Below are 19,263 nucleotides of genomic sequence, written 5' to 3'. Positions count from 1 at the left end.
CCCTCCTTCTCGCGGGTTCGTGTCTCCGACCGTCACAGGCGCCCGTTTCACGAGACATTCACCACCGCTTCACCGAAGATGGATCACATGGTCGACCTGCGCTTCGGCGTCCTCGGGCCTCTTGAGGTCCGGCGGGACGGCACGCCGGTGGACGTGCCGTCCGGGCGCCGCCGCGTGGTCCTGGCCCGCCTCCTGGTCCAGGTGGGACGGCCCGTCGCCGCCGACGCGCTGGTGGAGGCCGCCTGGGCGGACGAGTTGCCCGCCGACCCCAGGTCTGCGCTGCGCACCGTCCTGTCGCGGCTGCGCACCGTCCTCGGGGAGGGCGTGATTCGCGCCGACGCGGCCGGGTACACCCTCGCCGTCCCGGCGGTGGCGGTCGACGCGCACCGGTTCGAGTCCCTGTCGCGCCGTGCGGAGGAGGTTCCGCAGGACGCGGCCCGCATCCTGGACGAGGCGCTCGCGCTCTGGCGCGGCCCCGCCTACGCGGAGTTCGCGGACCGCGGTTTCGCCGAGTTCGAGGCGCAGTCCCTCGAACGGATGCGCCGGGACGTGATGGAGGCGAGGGCGTCCGCCGCTTTGGCCGGAGGCGATCCGCGCGCCGCCGCCGCCCGCCTCGAAGGCCTCCTCGCCGAGCAGCCGTTCCGGGAGAGCGCGGTGGAGTTGCTGCTCACCGCGCTCTACGACATGGGCGACCACACCGGCGCGCTCGCCCGGTTCCGCGAGTACCGGGCCCGGCTGGACGCCGAGCTGGGCCTGGACCCGTCCCCGGCATTGCGCGAGCTGGAGTCGCGGATCCTCGCCCACGACCTCGCCCGCCCGTCCCGGCGGCACGCGGCGGCCCCGGACACGCACGCGTGGGTGGACACCTCGACAGCGTTCGTGGGCAGGGACGCGACGGTGGCGGAGCTGGTGGACGCCGTCGCGGCGTGCCGCCTGGTCACCGTCACGGGCGTCGGCGGTGTCGGCAAGACCAGGACTGTCGCCGAGGCCCTGCCGGCCCTCGCAGAACGCCTCGGGACACCGGTCACCGTCGTCCAGCTCGCCCCCCTGCCCGGTGGCAGGGTCGATGCCGCGGCGGCGGAGGCGCTGGGGCTGGACCGTCCCGCCGGATCGGCCCGTGCGGCCATCGTCGAGTATCTCCGCGTCTCGCCCGGCGTGCTCGTCCTCGACAACTGCGAGCACGTTCTGGCCGAGGCTGCGGCGCTGGCCGGGGCCGTGGTGACGCGGTGCCCGTCCGCGCGGGTGCTGGCGACGAGCCGGCACCGGCTGGGCACGCCGTCCGAACGGCTGCTGCCCCTCGAACCGCTGCCGACCCCCGACGCCCGCGCCGGCCCGGACCGCATGGACCTGGCGGCGAGCGTCCGCGTCCTCACCGACCGGATCAGGCGGCTGCGGTCGTCCTTCGGCATGACCGGCGACAACGTGGCCGTGGTCGCCGAGATCTGCCGCCGCCTGGACGGGCTGCCGCTCGCGCTGGAACTGGCCGCGTCCCGCATCGCCGTCCTCGGTCTCGAACCGGTCCGGGACCGCCTCGCCGAGGACCTCACCCTCCTCGACGACCACGGCCCGGGAAACCTGCACGCCGTGATCGACTGGTCCTACCGCCTGCTCACGCCCGCCCAGCGCGAACTGCTCGTGCTCCTGGCGGTCTTCCCCGCCGGCTTCGACCCCGAGGCGGTGGAGGGCCTCACCGCCGCCTGCCCGGAGTGGCCCCGGGACCGGCCGGTGGCCGGGCACCTCGGCGCGCTCGTCGAGTCCTCCCTGCTCGCCGCCCACCCGGCGGGGCGGGCCGTGCGCTACCGGATGCTCGCCGTCGTCCGCGCGTTCGCCGCCGCCCGGCTCCGCGACACCGGCGGCGAGGCGGCCGCCAGGCGCGCCTACCTGCGCTGGATGTGCCGGTGGACGGAACAGGCCGCCGCCGACTGCGCCGGACCGGGCAGCGTCGCGGCGTTCGCCCGGCTCCGGCGCCGCCGCGCCGACATCGAGCAGGCACTGCGCTGGGCCGTCGAGGCGGGGGAGACAAGCGGCGCGGCGCGCCTCGCCGCGGCCGTCCAGCTGTGCCAGCACTGGCAGCCCGGCTCGGAGACAGTCGACCTGACGGCCGAGCTGGCGGAGCGGTGCGCGGCGGCCCCGGGCCCGGAATCGGCACTGGGCGCCGCGGCGGGCGCCTGCGCCGTGACCAACGCGGGCGATACCGTCCGCGGACGGGAACTGGCGACGACGGCGCTCACGTGGGCGACGACCCCCCGCGAGCGCTATCTCGCCCACCTCGCCCTCGGCATCGCCGCCATGTACCGCGGGAACCATGACGAGTCCGCCCGCTGGTGGCGGACGATCACGGACATGGACGGCATCGCGCCCGCCTACCGGGCGTCGGCGCACGCCTCGCTGTCCCTCACGGCCTGCTACCGCGGTGACCTTCCGGCGGCGCGCCGGGAGGCGGAACTCGGGGTGCTGGGCGCCGAGACCGCCGGAGCCACGGCCGTCCACGCGTTCGCGCTGTACGCGCTCGGCGAGGCCGAGACGGGCGACCGCAAGACCGAGCTGCTCGCCGCCGCGGCGGAGAAGGCCGACCTGGTCGGCGCGGCCCACGTCGGCCAGGTGGCCCGGGTCGCGCGGCTGGCGGCCCTGGTGCGCGACGGCCGCCGCCACGAGGCCCTCGAACTCGTCACCCCGCTCCTGGACGGCATTCGCCGCGCCGGCGCCTGGCCCCAGCTGTGGACGACCATGCGCATTTTCGCCGAGCTTCTCGCGGCCGGCGACCGCTCGCACGAGGCGGCCCTGCTCCTGACCGGCGCCGACGCGGCGGACACCGCCCCACCGGCCATGGGAACCGACATAGCCCGCTACACCGCTTTGAAGAAGACCCTTCGCGCCCGCCTAGGCGAAGAAACCGTCACCGGGATCGCCGCCCTGTCCTGCGACATCCCAAGATCCCAGTTGGCCGAGCGAGCCCGAGCGATAGCCGACCACCTGACCCTCTGACACTGGCTTCGGGAGGGAGGGCGCCTACTCGGGAAGGTCCGGGCTGTCCGACTCGGTCGCGGTCGGCACGTCCGAAGGATCGTCGGTTGGGGTCGGCACGTCCGACGGGTCCTCGGTCGGGGTCGGCACGTCCGCCGAATCCTCCGGGTCGATCTTCTCCCGGCAGGCCTCCGGGTCCCCTGTCTGTTCGGCGCACCGTTCGATCTGTTCGTCCTCCGACGGAACCCCCGGCACGCCTTCGCTTTCCTCGGGCGACGGCGGAACCGGCTCGACCGACCCAACGCCCTCCGGCCCGAACTCCTCGATGCAGCTCTGCCGGACGCTCGCCCCCGCCGGGTGCCTGCACTCGGCTGGAAGACTCCGCTCGGGCCCCTGGGCCGTCCGCCGAGGGCTCTGTGTCGAAGCCTCGTCGGTCGGACTCGGATCCGACGTCATCGGGCTGGGCGCTTGAGTCGTCGTCGGAGGCGCCGGAGGATCGGGCGAATCCTCTCCTCCAGCACACCCGGTGGCGAGGACTGCCGCCGCCCCGACGATCGTCGCGATCTTGACGCCCAGGGCGCGGCCCTTGGAGTCTTCAGGGAACCGCTCGTACGCACCTGGCCTGCTCGGCTTCATCGGCTGACCCCCTCGTTGAAGAGTTCCCAGGTCAGAGCCAGGATCTACGGGGGACGTTCCCGGAGTCAGCCGGTTCGAACACGACCACCGCGTGACGCCTCTCCGCGACGCAGTGGTTTGCGGAGTTCCCATCCGTACAAGACGTGGACGTGGCCCTGGACGATGCTGGGCCGCATGGCGCAGAACAGCGGCAATGACCGTCCCTCGGTGTGGACCTCCAGTGTCCGCGACCCGGAGGGGACATGCCTATGCAAATGGAGTCTTCAGTGATCGTTCGTCGTGTCGTGCCCAACGTCCAGTCGGATGCCGTGCAAGAGAGCCGGGAGTTCTATGAGCTGCTGGGCTTCGAAGAGGTCATGAACCTCGGCTGGGTGATGACGCTCGCTTCCCCGTCCAATCCGACAGCTCAGGTCAGTTTCTTCGTCGACGACAGAACCGCACCGGTCAACCCCGACATGAGCGTTGAGGTTGACGATGTGGACGCGGCCTACGCGGCCGTGCGGGAGAGCGGCGCGGAGATCGTGCATCCCTTGCAGGACGAGGAGTGGGGCGTGCGCCGGTTCTTCGTCCGCGACCCCAACGGCCGGGTGGTCAACGTGCTGGGGCACCGCTGATCGCACTCCACCACCGGCCGGACGTGTGAAACGGGTGAAAGGGTCCTTGTCGGGCGCGGGCGCTCGACCACAGAGTGATCTTCTCCGCTGCGGCGACTCGCGAGAGTGAGCGCGGCTCGCAACGAGGAAGGCGTGATCTCGTGAGGACGCTGGGTGTGCTGGTCGCCGCCGCCGTCGCAATGCTCACCATGCTGATCGGCCCGAACGCGTCGGCGGCGGCGCTGACCGAGGTGACCGACTTCGGCGACAACCCGAGCGGTCTGCGGATGCACCTGTACGTCCCCGACCAGGTCCAGGAGACGCCGCCCGTCCTGCTGGCGGTGCACTGGTGCACGGGGTCGGGGCCGGCGATGTACTCGGGGACGGAGTTCGCGCGGCTCGCCGACCGGTACGGGTTCATCGTGATCTACCCGTCCGCCACCCGCAGCGGCAACTGCTTCGACGTCTCCTCGCCGCAGGCGCTCAGGCGCGGTGGCGGCAGCGATCCGGTCGGGTTGAAGTCGATGGTCGACCACGTCCTGCAGCGGTACGGCGGCGATGCCTCCAGGGTGTTCGTCACGGGCGTCTCGTCCGGCGCGATGATGACCAACGTGATGCTCGCCGACTACCCCGACGTGTTCGCCGCAGGCGCCGCGTTCGCGGGCGTGCCCGACGGGTGCTTCGCCACCACCGACGGCTCCGGATGGAACAGCGCGTGCGCCAACGGCACCGTCCTGAAGACGCCGCAGGAATGGGGGGACATCGCCCGCTCCGCCTACCCCGGCTACAACGGCCCGCGGCCACGGGTCCAGCTGTGGCACGGCACCGAGGACGACACCCTGCGTTATCCCAACTTCGGCGAAGAGATCGACCAGTGGACCAACGTCCACGGCGTGTCCACGACACCGACCTCCACCGACCACCCGCAGCAGGGCTGGACCCGCACCCGCTACGGCGACAAGGTCGAGGCGTACTCCCTGCAAGGCGTCGGCCACAACCTCATGACGACCGGCATGGCACAGCACACCATCGAGTTCTTCGGCCTGGACGAGGGCGGCACGCCCACCCCGCCCGGTGACTCGCCCTGCCGCGTCACGTACACGGTGAACGCCTGGAACACGGGCCTGGTCGCCAGCATCACCATCACCAACACCGGCACCACCCCCGTCAACGGCTGGACGCTCGCGTTCACCCTGCCCGCCGGCCAGACCATCACCTCGGGCTGGGGCGCGACCTACCAGCCCACCAGCGGGACGGTCGACGCGACAAACGCGTCCTACAACGCCTCCATCCCCGCAGGCGGCTCCATCGGGATCGGCCTGCAGGCCACCCACACCGGCAATACCGGCGGACCAACCGCCTTCACCCTCAACGGCACCGACTGCGCGGCCACCTGACCCGCCCCCGTGCGGAGCACCCCCGCCCGCGCTCCGCACGGGCGCGGCGGGTCGGCGTCCACCCCACGACAGACCTGAAGGCCGAGTCCGCGTGCCCGGCCGGACGTGATGATCTCAAATCGGGGTAGCGGAGGCGGCATGCACACTCTCATCAACGGACTGATCGCCGGAGCCGCAGGCACAAGCGCGCTCAACGCCACCACATACCTCGACATGGCCGTCCGGGCGCGCGGCGCCAGCAGCACACCACAGCAGGCCGTCGAAAAGGTGGCCGAAGGCATGCAGGTCGACCTCGGCGAAGAGGAACAGGCGGAGAACCGCAAGGAGGCCCTGGGCACCCTCCTCGGCTACGGAACCGGCCTCGGGGCGGCCCTCGCCTACGGATTGCTGGCACGCCGCCGGACATCCTGGCCGGTCGGCGTCCTCACCCTCAGCGCACTCGCCACGTTCGGATCGAACATCCCGCTCGTCGCGCTGGGCATCACGGATCCACGCGAGTGGTCCGCTTCAAGCTGGGTCTCCGACATCGTGCCCCACCTGGTCTACGGCGCCGCCGCATACGCCGCCTACGAGCAACTCCGCTGACCAGGACCCTCGCCCGACCCACCCCTGATGGCCGGTCTTCGTCGCGTCCGCCGACCTCGTCGCGCGTACCGCAGACCCACCTCGGACGTCCGCCGCTGCCCGGCCTCCAAGGCCGTACTTGAAATACGCAGGTAAATACCTGCATAATGAGGGCATGACCGCACGGCAGGACCCCCTCGACCTGGTGTTCAAGGCGCTGGCCGACTCCACTCGCCGCCTGCTCCTCGACCGGCTCCGCCAGCGGAACGGGCAGACCCTCACCGAGCTCTGCAGCAGCCTCGGGATGGCGCGCCAGTCGGCGACCCAGCACCTCGACCTGCTGGCGCAGGCCAACCTCGTCGTCGTCGTACGACGCGGGCGGGAACGCCTGCACTACCTCAACCCCGCCCCGATCAACGAGATCGGGGAGCGCTGGATCGCGGCGTACGACGCGCCGCGACTGGCGGCCCTGAGCTCCATCCGAGACCGAGCAGAGGAATACGCCATGACCGAGACCACCACGACCGTTCCGACATACGTCTACGTCACCTACATCGAGGCGACCGCCGAGCAGGTGTGGAAGGCGCTCACCGACGCCGACCTGACCGCGCAGTACTGGCACCACGCCAACGTGTCCGACTGGCAGGTCGGCTCGCCCTGGGAGCACCGCCGGATCGACGGCTCAGACGCCGTCGACGTCGTCGGCACCGTGCTCGAGGTCGAGCCGCCGACCCGCCTCACGGTCACCTTCGAGGACTCGCCGGACGAGGAGCGGGTCAACGGGCCGTCCGTCGTCACCTTCCTGATCGAGCCGCACGCCGGCATCGTCCGGCTGACCGTGACCCACGAGAACCTGCCCAACGTGGAGATGCTGAACGGGATATCGAGCGGCTGGCCGGCGGTGATCGCCAACCTCAAGTCGCTGCTGGAGACGGGCACGGTCATGCCGGCGGCGCTCTGGGAGATCCCGGCGGCCAAGACGTCCTGAACAGCCCGATTACCTGGAGGACCCACATGAGCGGCTTGCTGCTTGAGAATAAGAATGCCGTGATCTATGGCGGCGGCGGCGCTATCGGCGGCGCGATCGCACGGGTATTCGCCCGGGAAGGCGCGAGGGTCTTCATCGCCGGGCGGACGCAGGCGAAGCTCGACGCCGTGGCGCGTGACATCGCCGCCGCGGGCGGAACGGCCGAGACCGCGCAAGTCGACGTTTTCGATCAACAGGCGGTCGAGAAGCACGCCGATGCGATCGCGGCGACGGCGGGCGGCATCGACATCGCCCTCAACGCCGTCAGCGTCATGCACGACCAGGGAACCTTGCTGGCGGACCTCTCGCTGGAGGAGTTCATGCGGCCGATCGATGGTTTCCTGCGGACGCTGTTCATCACCAGCAAAGCCGTGGCGAGGCACATGGGCCGCGAGCGTCCTGGCGTCGTCCTGACTTTGTCCGAGCCGGGGGCCAAAATGGCTGCAGGCGGCATCCTGGGGCACGGTGTGAGCGCGGCCGGCAAAGAGGCCTTCTCAAGGCTTCTCGCCGCGGAGCTCGCGCCCGGCAACATCCGGGTCATCGACATCCGCCCACACGCCGTCATCGATGCGCCGGCGGCGGGCTCCTACACCAAGGACCTCTTCGAACCCTCCGCGGCAGCGGCCGGGCAATCGATCCAGGAATTCCTCGAAGGCGGTGGAATGGTGCAGGGGACGCTTCTCAAGCGGCTCCCTACACTTTCCGAGATAGCAGAGACCGCCGCGTTCCTGGCGTCAGACCGCGCCGGCTCCATGACCGGAACCGTCGCCAACCTCTCCGCCGGCGCACTCGTGGACTGAGACCCGTTTTCGAGGCGGCCGTCAAGGCGCCGCATCCGGCGGGACGGCGATGACGGAGGATCACGCGGACGTTGTTCCGACACGGGTCCGCTGGTCATACCCAGGCATCATCAGATCGCGCAAGCCGTCGCACAGGAGCTCTCGAGCCCCGCTGCCACGCAACGCCTCCGGAACGTTGACGGCGACGTACGTCACCCGGGCCGCGACGTCCCCGTCACGCCGATGCAGGCTGACGGTCTTCGGCCGCACGTCCCGGTCGGAGGCGTAGATGATGAAGGCGGTCGGCGTCTCGGGCGAGCCGCTGACCGCCTTCGCGTAAACGAAGCTCTGGTAAAGGTCGGGCGTCGCGACCTTCTTGTCCGCGTAGAGCTTGTACTTGGCGTCCACGGAACACCGCCGCGCCCGCGTCCCAACTCCTCGGACGAGCTGCACGTCCGGCTGGATCGACGTGTAGGAACCGACCTCGCCTCGCACCGCGCGGGGGAGGGACTCCTGCGCCCGCACGGCGACATCGGACCCGGCGAAGGCGTCGCGCAGCAGGCGTATGACGAAGTCCTCGAACAGCGCGTTCATGTCGATCATGAAGGCGTGGGACGTCCCGCCGTGATCCGCGTAAAGGCTGGAGAACGAGGTTCCGCCCAGCAGCATCAGCGCCCACCGGTGCGCGTTGCGGTAGTGCTCGTTCGCGCGATCGTAGGCGAGGCGTTCCGCCACAGCGCGGACGTCGACGCCTTCGGTTCCGCACAGCGCGGCGAAGTCGGCGGCCAGACGCCGCGCGTGCCCGCGGAGACCCGGGTCGCTGACAGTACGGGCGGCGACCCGCAGGGCCGCCGCGCAGAGCCGGTTGTCGAGGATGTCGGCGCTGCGCTCGTCATACCGGCATTCCAGCCGGTCCAGCCGCCCGAACCGGCGCATGATCTGCCGGTCCGCCAGCAGCCGCCCCCGGACGACCGGGAGCGCCTCCTCCCGCCGCAGATAGTCACGCCGCAGCCCATGCCGAAGCAATCGGTCGCACTCCCGTGTCAGGAGCAGGCAGACGAGGTCCCGCAGATTGAGCCCGCTGCCGAGCCGCTGAACGAGCGGCAGGTCGCGCAGGGAGTCGAGCCCTGCGGCGTAGTCGAGCATCTCGAGCACACCGAGTTCGGAGCCCACCAGCTTCGGGCGCACATGGATCGACGCGCATTCGAGGTTGACGACGCCGATGTGGGACCCGGCCGTGACCTCGAGTGCGTCGCCGCGCAGCCAGCGCAGCCGGATCCTTCTGGTGAGGGCCTCAGACTCCGCGACGGCGATGTCTGCGCCCGACGGCACCACACCGGGAACCCTCTTCGTCTCGTACTCATCGAGGACGATGGGCTCCATCAGCCGCTCTCGTCCGCGCGCAGTTCCGCGGCGAGGGCCTCGACGAGCCCCTCATCGCTCAGCCCGGCGACGGTGTGCGCCTGCACGTCCACGATCTTCTCGCCGAGGAACCGGGAGAGGAGCGAATAATCGTCATAGGCGTACTCCTGAAGCAGCGGCAGCACCTCGGTACGGACGATGGCCGCCAACTCCGCCTCGCTGTCCACCGGCCTGCCGCCGGGCAGGAAGAACGAGTGCCCGATCTGCCGCTCACGGCCCAGCTCCTTGACGACCCGGCCGTTGAGCTCCCCGAGCAGCAGCCCGAGATCCACGTTGCCGACCTTCTGCCCGTTGAGGACCTCGGTGTCGGGCAGCAGCTCGTGGAACGCGAACCTGCGGCGCAGGGCGGAGTCCAGGAGCCGGATGCTGCGGTCGGCGGTGTTCATCGTCCCGAGAATGTGGACGTTGGACGGGACCGCGAACCGCTTCCCTGTCGGCAGCGTGACGTGCATGCCCCGCTTGTCCGGCTCCAGCAGCGTGATCAGCTCACCGAGGATCTTCGGGATGTCGCCGCGGTTGATCTCGTCGATCAGCAGCAGGTACGGCCGCTCGGGGTTCTCGGCGGCCGTCTTGCACACCCGCTTGAAGATCCCGTCCCGCAGCTCCAGCCGCAGCCCGCCGTCGCCGCCCTCCACCGGGCGGAATCCTTCGATGAAGTCCTCGTACCCGTACGCGGGATGGAACGTCACCTGCGTCAGGTGCCCGGCCTCATGCATGGCGTCCAGGGCTCGCCGGAAGTCGGCCGTTCCGTACGCCGCGAGCGGGTCCAGGCCCGTGTCAGGGAGTTGTGCGGCCAGCCACCAGAGGGCGAAGCGAAGGCTCGTGTAGGTCTTGCCGGTGCCGGGCGGCCCGTACAGGACGACCTGGCCCTTCCGCTCAAGGAGCCCCGAAATCTTCTCGAAGAGCTCGTCGGCCGGGACGACCTTCTCCGACGTGCGCGAGCCCGCCCGAGTCTGGATGGTCTTCCACAGTTCCGCCTGGACGGGGGCGACCGTGACCGTGCCCCACGCCTTCCGCGGCTCCGGCAGCATCTGCGCGTAGCCGGTGTCCCAGTCGACCGACACGGTGTTCCGGAATTCCCGACGCTCGTCGCTCCACCGGTAGCCGTCCTCGGTCACTCTGCCGACCGCGAGGACCTCGTTGATGCCGCGGTTGGCGACCACCCGGTCCCCGGGCTCAAGCCTGAAGAACCGCCACAGCTCCTTGGCCTTCTTCGAGATCGTGCTCTTGTGGCCGTTGTAGAGGTCGGAGTACGCGGCTTCGAATCTCTCGCGGAACTCGTCTTCGGACGCGAACTCGGTCAGGTCGCCGACATCGTCCCAGCCGATGCACATGTAGCCACCGGCCAGACACTCCTGCCAGTACTTCGCCCTCTCGCCGGGCGCCACCTTCAGGATCGTTGTGGTGGCGGGCCGTGGGTCGACCCACTCGTACAGGAAGATCCCCACCTCGTACGGGTGCCAGTCGGCGAAGCGCTCGTCGCCCTCGATCACCTGCTTGAGCCGCTCGTGGGCGGCGAATGTCTCAAGTGCGGTGTCGTCCCCGGTCAGATGGAAGATGAAGGCGCGTACATGGTCGCGGCTGGTGACCGGGATGATCACATTGGGGGAGTAGCAGGAGATCGCCTTCGCGGTGAGCGCCGGCCCTGACCTCAGCGCGTCGATGGTGTCGATTTCGGTGAGCCGGCCTTCACTCGCATAGGCGAATGCGGTCACGAACCCGGCGCGGACCTCCTGCCACGTCTCCTGCGCGTCGGATCCGAAACGGAGATACCAGCCGTCGTCGCTCTTGCGCCAGTAGATGATGTGCTTGCCGGCGTGGCCGCCCCTCATGCTGCACAGGGCAGGCGTCCCGAACTCCATGCGATAGCAGAAGGAGTCCCCCGAAACGTCCGTTCCCAGTGCGTACCGCTCAAGCGGCATGGAAGGCCAGGCGTCGAGTGGAAAGTCCTGTACAACCTGCGTGATCTCTGTGTCCGCATCGGCGACCCGCTCGGCGCAGGCGGCGCGATCGAACTCGGCGACGGCCGCGGACAACGGCTTGCCGGCCGATCGGATACCACCCCAGGCGACGAGCGGAACGAGCGTGCAGGTCCGGCAGACCTGGGAGATCGGGTCACCACGCCCGTTTTGCAGCCCGGCGCTCGCGCCGAACGCCCGCCGTCCGTCTTCGTCGTCCCTTGGCGCGGATTCGAGCAGACGCCGCCACAGGTCCTGACCCGGGTCCGAGTAGGCCACGGGTGATTCCTGGGAGCTATCCGTGATGTGTCCGCAGTGCGGATCGTGATGGATCGCCGCTCCACCGGCCGCCGCGCAGAACACCTCGCCGGGGGAGGGACGCAGTTCGAACGGCTGCCCGTCGTAGTGGACGATCTGGCGGCCGTCGGAGGTCTCCTTCACGGACACGGCCGGACCCATGTGTGCCTCCCCAATCGCGACGAACCGTAGGCGGACAGTCTCGCCCAGTACCGGCGCAGAACGCTGACCGATGGCGGCCACGAACGTGTATCAAGTACACGGGCAAACCATGTGTCGATGCGATATGACTTACATGTCGTAGTCTCCACGTGGCCCGGCCGGATCGGGACTACAGGTGACGCGCCACCTGGACCCTGTGCTACGAAGAGTCAGCAGCTCAGCCCCCACAGTAGGAGATCTGTTGCCGTCGACAGCGACTGATGAGCGTCCCGTGCCCGGTGCCCTCGTTCAGGTGCGCGGCCAGCGGTGGGTGGTCAGCGCCGTGGACGGCCACGAGGCCAGCACCCTGGTCACGCTCCAGTCCGTCGAGGACGGTCGGTACGGCGACACCCTCTCGGTCATCTGGGAGGTCGAGCCCGGGCGCCGCACGCTCCCGTCCGGCTCGCTCCCCGAGGTCGGCCAGGGCAAGTTCGACTCCCCGGAACGCCTCGCCGCCTTCCTGGACGCCGTCCGCTGGGGTGCGGTCGCGTCCGCCGACGTGAAAACACTCCAGGCCCCGTTCCGCTCCGGCGTCGCCATCGAGGACTACCAGCTCGAACCCGTCGCCCGCGCACTCGACGCACCCCGCGTCAACCTCCTCCTCGCCGACGATGTCGGCCTCGGCAAGACGATCGAGGCGGGCCTGGTCGCCCAGGAACTCCTCCTCCGCCAGCGCGGACGCAAGATCCTCATCGTCTGCCCCGCCGGCCTCACGGTGAAGTGGCGCGACGAGATGGCCGAGAAGTTCGGCCTCGAATTCACCATCATCGATTCCGCGCGCTGCGCCGAGGTCCGCCGCACGCACGGCAGCGCCGCGAACCCGTTCGAGGTCTACCCCCATGCGATCGTGTCGCTCCCGTGGCTGCGCGGCGCGAAGGCCCAACGCCTCCTGGACGAGGTCATCCCGGCAGGCGGCCCCACCTACCCGCGCACGTTCGACCTCCTCATCCTGGACGAGGCGCACCACGTCGCCCCCGCCGCACCCAAGCAGATCTACGCGATCGACTCGCAGCAGACGAAGCTCATCAGAAGACTCGCGCAGCACTTCACGCACCGCCTGTTCCTGTCAGCCACCCCCCACAACGGCTACCAGGCGAGCTTCACCGCGCTCCTCGAAATCCTGGACGACCAGCGCTTCGCCCGCGGCATGAAACCCGAGGACTCCGCTGTCAGGGACACGGTCGTCCGCCGCCTCAAAAGCCAGATCATCGAGGGCGGCAGCCCCCGCTTCAAGGAGCGCGACGCCCGCGAGATCGCGGTCCTCTATCCCGACGACGAGCGCGAGATCCACAAGCTGCTCCAGGAGTTCGCGCAGGCCCGCCGCAGGCGGCTCAACCAGACCCGCGGGCGCAAGGCCGCCGACCTGGTGACACTGCTGCTGAAGAAGCGCCTGTTCTCCAGCCCGGCCGCGTTCGCGCACACCGTCGCCGCCTACATGGAGACGCTCAAGTCGAAGTCCCGGCACGTCCTCCCACCCGAGGACGAGTGGCTGGAGGAGTTCTTCGACGACATCGCCACCCTCGACGACGAGTCCCTGGACGAGGCCGAGTCCGACGCCCTCACCCTCACCGCACCACTCGTCGAATCAAGGGACGACGAACTGGCGCTCCTCCAGCGCATGCACGACTGGGCGGCGGCGCACGAGGCGCAGCCGGACGCGAAGGCCCTCAAGCTCATCGAGTACCTGAAGTCCGTCTGCCGCCCCGGCCGCGACTGGACGAACGAGCGCGTCATCGTCTTCACCGAGTACCGCGACACCAAGGACTGGCTCCGCGAACTCCTCCGCGCCCAGGGCCTTGGCGGCGACCGCGTCGCGGAGCTCGACGGCGCGATGAACGCCCACGACCGCGAGAAGCTGAGGCTAGCGTTCCAGAAGGCGCCGCACGAGCACCCGGTCAGGATCCTGCTCGCCACGGACGCCGCCAGCGAGGGCATCGACCTGCAGAACCACTGCCACCGGCTCGTCAACTACGACATTCCGTTCAACCCGAACAAGCTGGAGCAGCGGATCGGCCGCATCGACCGCTACGGCCAGAAGAACACCCCTGAGATCCGCCACTTCGTCGGCACCGGATGGGACAAGGCCGTCGACTCCTACGAGGCCGACCTGGAGTTCCTGTCCCGCGTCGCGAAGAAGGTCGTGCAGCAGAAGGAGGACCTGGGGTCGGTCAACCCCGTCCTCGCCGACGCCGTCCAGCGCCGCCTCCTCGGCGAGCACGTCGACGTGGACGCCGAGACGGCCAGGGCCGCGAAGAAGGAACGCGTCCCATCGGAGTCCAACGTCGGCGACCAAGTCCGCAAGCTCCGCGACAACCTGGACGAGACGGTCAGCGCCCTCCGCATCACTCCGAACGGCGTCAAGCGCGTCGTCGACACCGCGCTCGCACTGGCCCGCCAGCAGCCGCTGAAGAAGGCCGTCGACCCCGACGACGGCGTCTACGACGTGCCGGTCCTCACCGGGTCGTGGGAGCGCGCGTCTGCCGGCCTCCTCGAAAAGCTGCCGCCGGACGGCCAGCCGCCCCGCCAGCTCCCCGTCACGTTCAGCCAGCAGGTCGCGAAAGACCGGGACGACGTCGTCCTCGCCCACCTCGGGCATCCGCTCGTCGCGATGTCGACGCGGCTGCTGCGCGCCGCCGTGTCCAACGACCGCATCGACCTGAACTGCGTCACCGCCGTCGTCAGCGACGACCCAGAGCTGGAGACGACGCTCGTCGCCGCGTTCTCCCGGTTCGTCCTCGTCGGCGCGGACGGCGTCCGCCTCCACGAGGAGGTCCTGTACGCCGGCGGCTGGGCCCCCGAAGGCGGACGGTTCCGCCGACTGGAGAACCTCACCCGCCTGGGCGGCTTCCTCGACCGCGCCCTCACCGCCGGCACCCCGGCGACCCCGCGCATCCAGGCCCGCCTCGCCGAGCGGTTCGAGTCGCTGCGCCCCGGCCTCGAAGCCGCGATCAAGTGGCGGGCGGACACCCGCCACGAGTCCCTCGCCCGCCGCCTCGACCAGCGCCGCGACGCCGAGTCCCGCCGCATCACCGCCAACATCGAGCAGTTCGCCGACAGCCTCCGCGGCCAGCTCGCCCTGGGCGACGAGGAGGACGCCATGTTCTCCATGATCGAGGCGCGCAGCCGCGAGGAGATCCGCCAGTACCAGAACGACCGGCGCTCCTGGGAGGAAAGACTGCAACGCCTGTCGGACGAGAAGGACCTCGAACTCCAGCAGATCGAGTCCCGTTATGCGAGCCCCGAACCGCACTCGTTCCCCGTCGCGGTCGTTTTCGTCGTCCCGAAGCGAGAGGCGATCTGACATGGCCCGGTTCCCGAAGCACAAGGACGACTTCAACCACGCCGACTGGCTCAGCCTGATCGACGTGTCCGGGCCGTTCCTCAGCGTCCCCGTCCTCCGCCGCGTCTGGCCCACCCTCGACGCGATCGGCAAGAGCACCCGCGAACGCCTCCGCCAAGAGCACGCCGCCCTCCCCGGCCGCACGTGGATCGACTACGTCCTGACCGAACTCCTCGGCTGGGACGACGCGGCGCACTTCACCGGCCTGGACGCCCTGTCCCTGGACGTCCCCGAGCACGACACCGCGGTCACCCCGTCGTTCGCCCTCCTCGAACCGGGCACGACCCCCGGGACGGACGCGAAGAACGTCCGGCTCCTCGGCCTCATCAGCGACGACCGCCCCACCCAGCGGATCAAGGACTCGGACTGGGCCGCGACCCCCGTCGACCGCCTCGCCCAGCTCTGCCGCCACCACGACGTCCAGCTCGGACTCGCCACCGACGGACGCTGGTGGGCCCTCGTCTGGGCCCCGCGCGGCGGCGTCACCACCACTGCCGTCTTCGATGCGGTCAACTGGCACGAGGCCGCCGAACGCGACGTCGTCCGCGCCTTCGTGTCGATCCTGAACCGCGCCCGCTTCTTCGCCGTCCCGGACGACGAGACGCTCGTCCACCTCCTCGACGTCAGCAAGGACAACCAGGAGGACATCACCGAGGCCCTCGGCGTCCAGGTCCGCCAGGCCGTGGAGTTGCTGGTCGCCGCAATCGGACGAGCCCACACCGCCGACGTCGCCCAAGGCGGACGCGGCCTCGCGGACGTCACCGCCCACGAGGTCTACCGGGGCGCCGTCGCCGTCATGATGCGCGTGGTGTTCCTCCTCTTTGCGGAAGAAAGAGGACTCCTCCCCGCCGACAAGGAGCTGTACCGGACGGCCTACTCCACCGGCCTCCTCTGCTCAGAGCTCGAACAACGCGCCCTGGACGGCAGCGAAGAGGACCTCGAACACACCTACACCGGCTGGCACCGCCTCCTCGCCCTCTTCAACGCGGTGTACTTCGGCGTTGACCACCCCGAGATGAAGATGCACGCCCACGACGGCTCCATCTTCAACCCGGACACGTACGCGTGGCTCCCGCACACCATCGACGACCGGACCGTCCTGCACATGCTCCAGGCGGTGCAATATGTCGAGATCGGCACCGGGAAGAGCCGGGAACGCCGCAGGCTGTCCTTCGCCGCCCTGGACGTGGAGCAGATCGGATACGTCTACGAAGGCCTGCTCTCCTTCGAGGGCTTCTACGCGGACGAGACCTATGTCGGCCTGATCGGCAAGGCCGGACTCGAAGAAGAGGTCGCCCTCCGCACCCTGGAGGAACTCGCCGCCGCCAGCCCGGACGTCCCGTCGCTGGCCGCCAAGCTCGCCACCGAATACAAGGACTCCCGGATCGGCTCCGCCAAGGCGCTGGAGAAGCGGCTCGCGCCTCTCCCGGACGCCGAGAAGCAGGACGCCCAGCGCAAGCTCCTGGCCGTCACGGGTGGCGACTACCCGCTGACCGAACGCCTGCTGCCGTTCTACAAGCTCATCCGCACGGATCTCCGCGACCTGCCCGTGGTCATTCTGACGGACGCTCTCTACGTCACGGAGTCGTCGCTACGGAAGAACACCGGCACCCACTACACGCCGAGCTTCCTCGCCAAGCAGGTCGTCGAAGGCGCACTGGAGCCGCTCGTCTACTCGCCCGGCCCCTTGCAAACGGCGGACAAGAACGAGTGGAAGCTCAAGACCTCGGACGAGATCCTGTCGCTGAAGGTCGCCGACATCGCCATGGGCTCGGCCGCATTCCTCGTGGCCGCCTGCCGCTACCTCGCCGACAAACTCGTGGAGGCGTGGGTCCGCGAGGACGATGAGCGGGTCCGCGACTACAAGGGCAAGTCGACCACCACGGCCGCCGACGCCGAAGCGGACCCGGTCACCATCGACGCCAGCCGCCAGATCATCGAGCACTGCCTCTACGGCGCCGACATCAACGAGATGGCCGTCGAAATGGCGAAGCTATCCTTGTGGCTCGTCTCCATGGACCCGCACAAACCGTTCACGTTCCTGGACGACCGCCTCATCGTCGGCGATTCGCTGCTGGGCATCACGTCCCTCGACCAACTCGAAGTCATGCACATGGACGCCAAGGCCGGCCGCAAGCTGCACGAGGACGACGGCGCCCTCTTCAACCTGACGACGGGCATACGAGAACTGGTCAGCCGCGTCGCCGACAAGCGCCGCGAACTGGTCGCCATCGAAGGCACCGACCTGGACAAGCTGGCCACCAAGCGCGCCATGCTCGCCGAGGTCGAGCAGGACACCGAACGCGCCCGCCTCCTCGCCGACCTCACCACCGCCGCTGCCCTGGCCTACGCCAGCAGGGGAGCGACCGGCCTGGACACCGCCTCCAAGCAGGCCGTGACCCAAGCGCTCAAGGTCATGTCCGCCGACGAGGCAGCAGAGCTGGCCGCCCGAGACCTGCTCAGCATGTGGCTGCGCACGGACCTGCCTGACGGAGCCTTCGAACGCGAGCCGATCCACTGGCCCCTGGCCTTCCCAGAGGTCTTCGAGAAGGGTGGCTTCGACGCCATCATCGGCAACCCTCCGTTTCTGGGGGGATGGAAGCTCAAAACAGCACTCGGATCGACGTATCGAGATCTGCTGGTTGAGCATATTGGTCATGGAGAGCGGGGGGTTCGAGGAACGGCAGACCTGATAGCATACTTTATGCTACGCATTGTTGCTCTCACTAACCTTGTCGGGCAGACAGGAATTATTGCCACCAACACCCTCGCTGAGACTGACACGCGAGAAGTCGGCTTGGCGCGTCTGGTTGCAGATGGTGTTGTTATTCGGCAAGCTATAAAGAGCGAACCCTGGCCTTCCAAGAGTGCAGCTCTGGAATATTGCGCTGTATGGGCGAGCCGGACCCGCCCAGAAAGTGCTGCGAAGTTTATTGCCGATGGCCTCATTGTGTCCGGAATTACACCGTCACTCGATCCGGCATCGCGCCTTTTTGGCGATCCACGGCGACTGTCGGCAAATTCAGGCATATGTATGCAAGGGTTCAAAATTCTGGGAGTCGGGTTCACTATGGAACCTGCTCTAGCGAGAGATCTGATCGCTAAGGACTCGCGCAACGCCGAGGTTCTATTTCCGTATCTAAATGGCAGTGACCTAAATACTCGCCCTGACTGTTCCGGGAGTCGTTGGGTCATCAACTTCCATAACTGGGACGAGGAAAAAGCCAAAGGTTATCCTGAGTGCTATGATCAGGTGTCTCGATCCGTGCGCCCTGGTCGCATGAGAGACAAAATCCAGTCTCGCCGCGAGAAATGGTGGCAATACTCCGAGTATCGGCGGGGCCTTGTTGAGGCAATGTCGTCTTTCGAGCGGGTAATCGCAATGACACGGGTGAGTAGGACCGCCATGCCCGCAATGATCCCTGCTGCTCAAGTAATGAGCGAGGCGACGGTTGTCTTTGCATCCAGTGACCTTGCATTGTTGGCGCTCCTATCCGGCGCCGGTCATTACTGGTGGGCCATCAAGTGGGCTTCAGGACTTAAATCGGATCTGCGGTATACGGGTAGCGCCGTGTTTGAGACATTGCCGTTGCCGGAGATGACACATGAGATGCGGGAGTTGGGTGACCGGCTTGATCGATTCAGGCGGGACGTCATGTTGGCGCGGCAGACCGGACTAACAAAGACATACAACTTGGTGAATGACCCAAGCAATGACGATGCGGACATCGTGGAGCTTCGGGAGATTCACAAGGCGATCGATGTAGCTGTATGCCGGGCCTATGAGTGGGACGACCTGATCCCACAGCTTAACCATGGGCATCACCCGGTCGGACGGGAGACGCGGTACACCGTGGGTCCTGCTGTCCAGCGAGAGTTGGTGGATCGGCTGCTTGAGTTGAACCATGAGCGGTATGCGGCCGAGGCTGCGGCCGGTCTGCATGACAAGAAGGGGAAGAAGCGCCCAAAAGCCAGTGAGCAGGACGGGCTCTTCTGATTCGTTGACTCTCGGCGTGTTGCCCTTATGGGGACGACGCCCATAAGGGCAACGCGCCGAGAGTCAACGGGGCTCAGCTGGGGGAGCG

At 68.6% G+C, this 19,263-nt stretch carries 11 protein-coding genes; 8 read left to right on the top strand and 3 right to left on the bottom strand.

Annotated elements, in window-relative coordinates:
• Positions 1-87 precede the first annotated feature (87 nt).
• Positions 88-2,985, top strand: a complete 2,898-nt coding sequence (locus tag AB0C35_RS18495; protein WP_358457063.1) for a BTAD domain-containing putative transcriptional regulator — start codon at positions 88-90, stop codon at positions 2,983-2,985.
• A gap of 24 nt (positions 2,986-3,009) precedes the next feature.
• On the opposite strand, the gene AB0C35_RS18490 is transcribed toward AB0C35_RS18495, so the two are convergent.
• Positions 3,010-3,600, bottom strand: a complete 591-nt coding sequence (locus AB0C35_RS18490) for a hypothetical protein (protein ID WP_358457060.1) — start codon at positions 3,598-3,600, stop codon at positions 3,010-3,012.
• Between the two features lie 266 nt (positions 3,601-3,866).
• On the opposite strand from AB0C35_RS18490, the gene AB0C35_RS18485 reads away from it, so the two are divergent.
• The 5 genes from AB0C35_RS18485 (at position 3,867) to AB0C35_RS18465 (ending at position 7,981) form a co-directional block, all read left to right on the top strand.
• On the top strand, positions 3,867-4,214 hold the full coding sequence (locus AB0C35_RS18485; RefSeq protein ID WP_358457057.1) for a VOC family protein: 348 nt from the start codon (positions 3,867-3,869) through the stop codon (positions 4,212-4,214).
• A gap of 140 nt (positions 4,215-4,354) precedes the next feature.
• Positions 4,355-5,590: a PHB depolymerase family esterase gene (locus AB0C35_RS18480; RefSeq protein WP_358457054.1), complete on the top strand. Its 1,236-nt coding sequence runs from the start codon at positions 4,355-4,357 to the stop codon at positions 5,588-5,590.
• A 138-nt stretch (positions 5,591-5,728) separates the two neighbouring features.
• Complete coding sequence (locus tag AB0C35_RS18475) at positions 5,729-6,175, top strand: hypothetical protein (RefSeq protein ID WP_358457051.1); 447 nt, start codon at positions 5,729-5,731, stop codon at positions 6,173-6,175.
• 154 nt (positions 6,176-6,329) lie between these two features.
• Positions 6,330-7,142, top strand: a complete 813-nt coding sequence (locus AB0C35_RS18470; RefSeq protein WP_358457048.1) for an SRPBCC domain-containing protein — start codon at positions 6,330-6,332, stop codon at positions 7,140-7,142.
• 26 nt (positions 7,143-7,168) lie between these two features.
• Positions 7,169-7,981 (top strand): SDR family oxidoreductase, encoded by an 813-nt coding sequence (locus AB0C35_RS18465; protein WP_358457044.1) that lies wholly within the window; start codon positions 7,169-7,171, stop codon positions 7,979-7,981.
• 60 nt (positions 7,982-8,041) lie between these two features.
• Here AB0C35_RS18465 and AB0C35_RS18460 read toward each other — a convergent pair whose 3' ends face one another.
• The gene (locus tag AB0C35_RS18460; protein ID WP_358457041.1) at positions 8,042-9,343 is read right to left on the bottom strand and encodes a hypothetical protein; all 1,302 of its coding nucleotides are present in this window, start codon (positions 9,341-9,343) and stop codon (positions 8,042-8,044) included.
• Entirely contained in the window at positions 9,343-11,799 is a 2,457-nt protein-coding gene (locus AB0C35_RS18455) for an AAA family ATPase (protein WP_358457039.1), read from the bottom strand. The genes AB0C35_RS18460 and AB0C35_RS18455 overlap by 1 nt, the downstream gene beginning before the upstream one ends.
• 241 nt (positions 11,800-12,040) lie before the next feature.
• Here AB0C35_RS18455 and drmD point away from each other — a divergent pair, with 241 nt between their 5' ends.
• Positions 12,041-15,139, top strand: a complete 3,099-nt coding sequence (drmD, locus tag AB0C35_RS18450) for a DISARM system SNF2-like helicase DrmD (protein WP_358457036.1) — start codon at positions 12,041-12,043, stop codon at positions 15,137-15,139.
• A gap of 1 nt (position 15,140) precedes the next feature.
• The gene (locus tag AB0C35_RS18445; RefSeq protein ID WP_358457033.1) at positions 15,141-19,175 is read left to right on the top strand and encodes a type IIL restriction-modification enzyme MmeI; all 4,035 of its coding nucleotides are present in this window, start codon (positions 15,141-15,143) and stop codon (positions 19,173-19,175) included.
• The last annotated feature ends 88 nt before the right edge of the window (positions 19,176-19,263 follow it).

Origin of the sequence: Spirillospora sp. NPDC048819 (assembly GCF_040650055.1) — a bacterium.
Taxonomy (GTDB): Bacteria; Actinomycetota; Actinomycetes; order Streptosporangiales; family Streptosporangiaceae; genus Spirillospora.
Note: the sequence above shows the minus strand (reverse complement) of the source record. Positions and strands in the feature narration are given on the sequence as shown.

Coding starts and splice junctions, on each gene's coding strand:
- AB0C35_RS18460 (WP_358457041.1), bottom strand. CDS start 9,343: ATGGAGCCCATCGTCCTCGATGAGTACGAGACGAAGAGGGTTCCCGGT.
- AB0C35_RS18470 (WP_358457048.1), top strand. CDS start 6,330: ATGACCGCACGGCAGGACCCCCTCGACCTGGTGTTCAAGGCGCTGGCC.
- AB0C35_RS18495 (WP_358457063.1), top strand. CDS start 88: ATGGTCGACCTGCGCTTCGGCGTCCTCGGGCCTCTTGAGGTCCGGCGG.
- AB0C35_RS18465 (WP_358457044.1), top strand. CDS start 7,169: ATGAGCGGCTTGCTGCTTGAGAATAAGAATGCCGTGATCTATGGCGGC.
- AB0C35_RS18475 (WP_358457051.1), top strand. CDS start 5,729: ATGCACACTCTCATCAACGGACTGATCGCCGGAGCCGCAGGCACAAGC.
- AB0C35_RS18445 (WP_358457033.1), top strand. CDS start 15,141: ATGGCCCGGTTCCCGAAGCACAAGGACGACTTCAACCACGCCGACTGG.
- AB0C35_RS18490 (WP_358457060.1), bottom strand. CDS start 3,600: ATGAAGCCGAGCAGGCCAGGTGCGTACGAGCGGTTCCCTGAAGACTCC.
- AB0C35_RS18455 (WP_358457039.1), bottom strand. CDS start 11,799: ATGGGTCCGGCCGTGTCCGTGAAGGAGACCTCCGACGGCCGCCAGATC.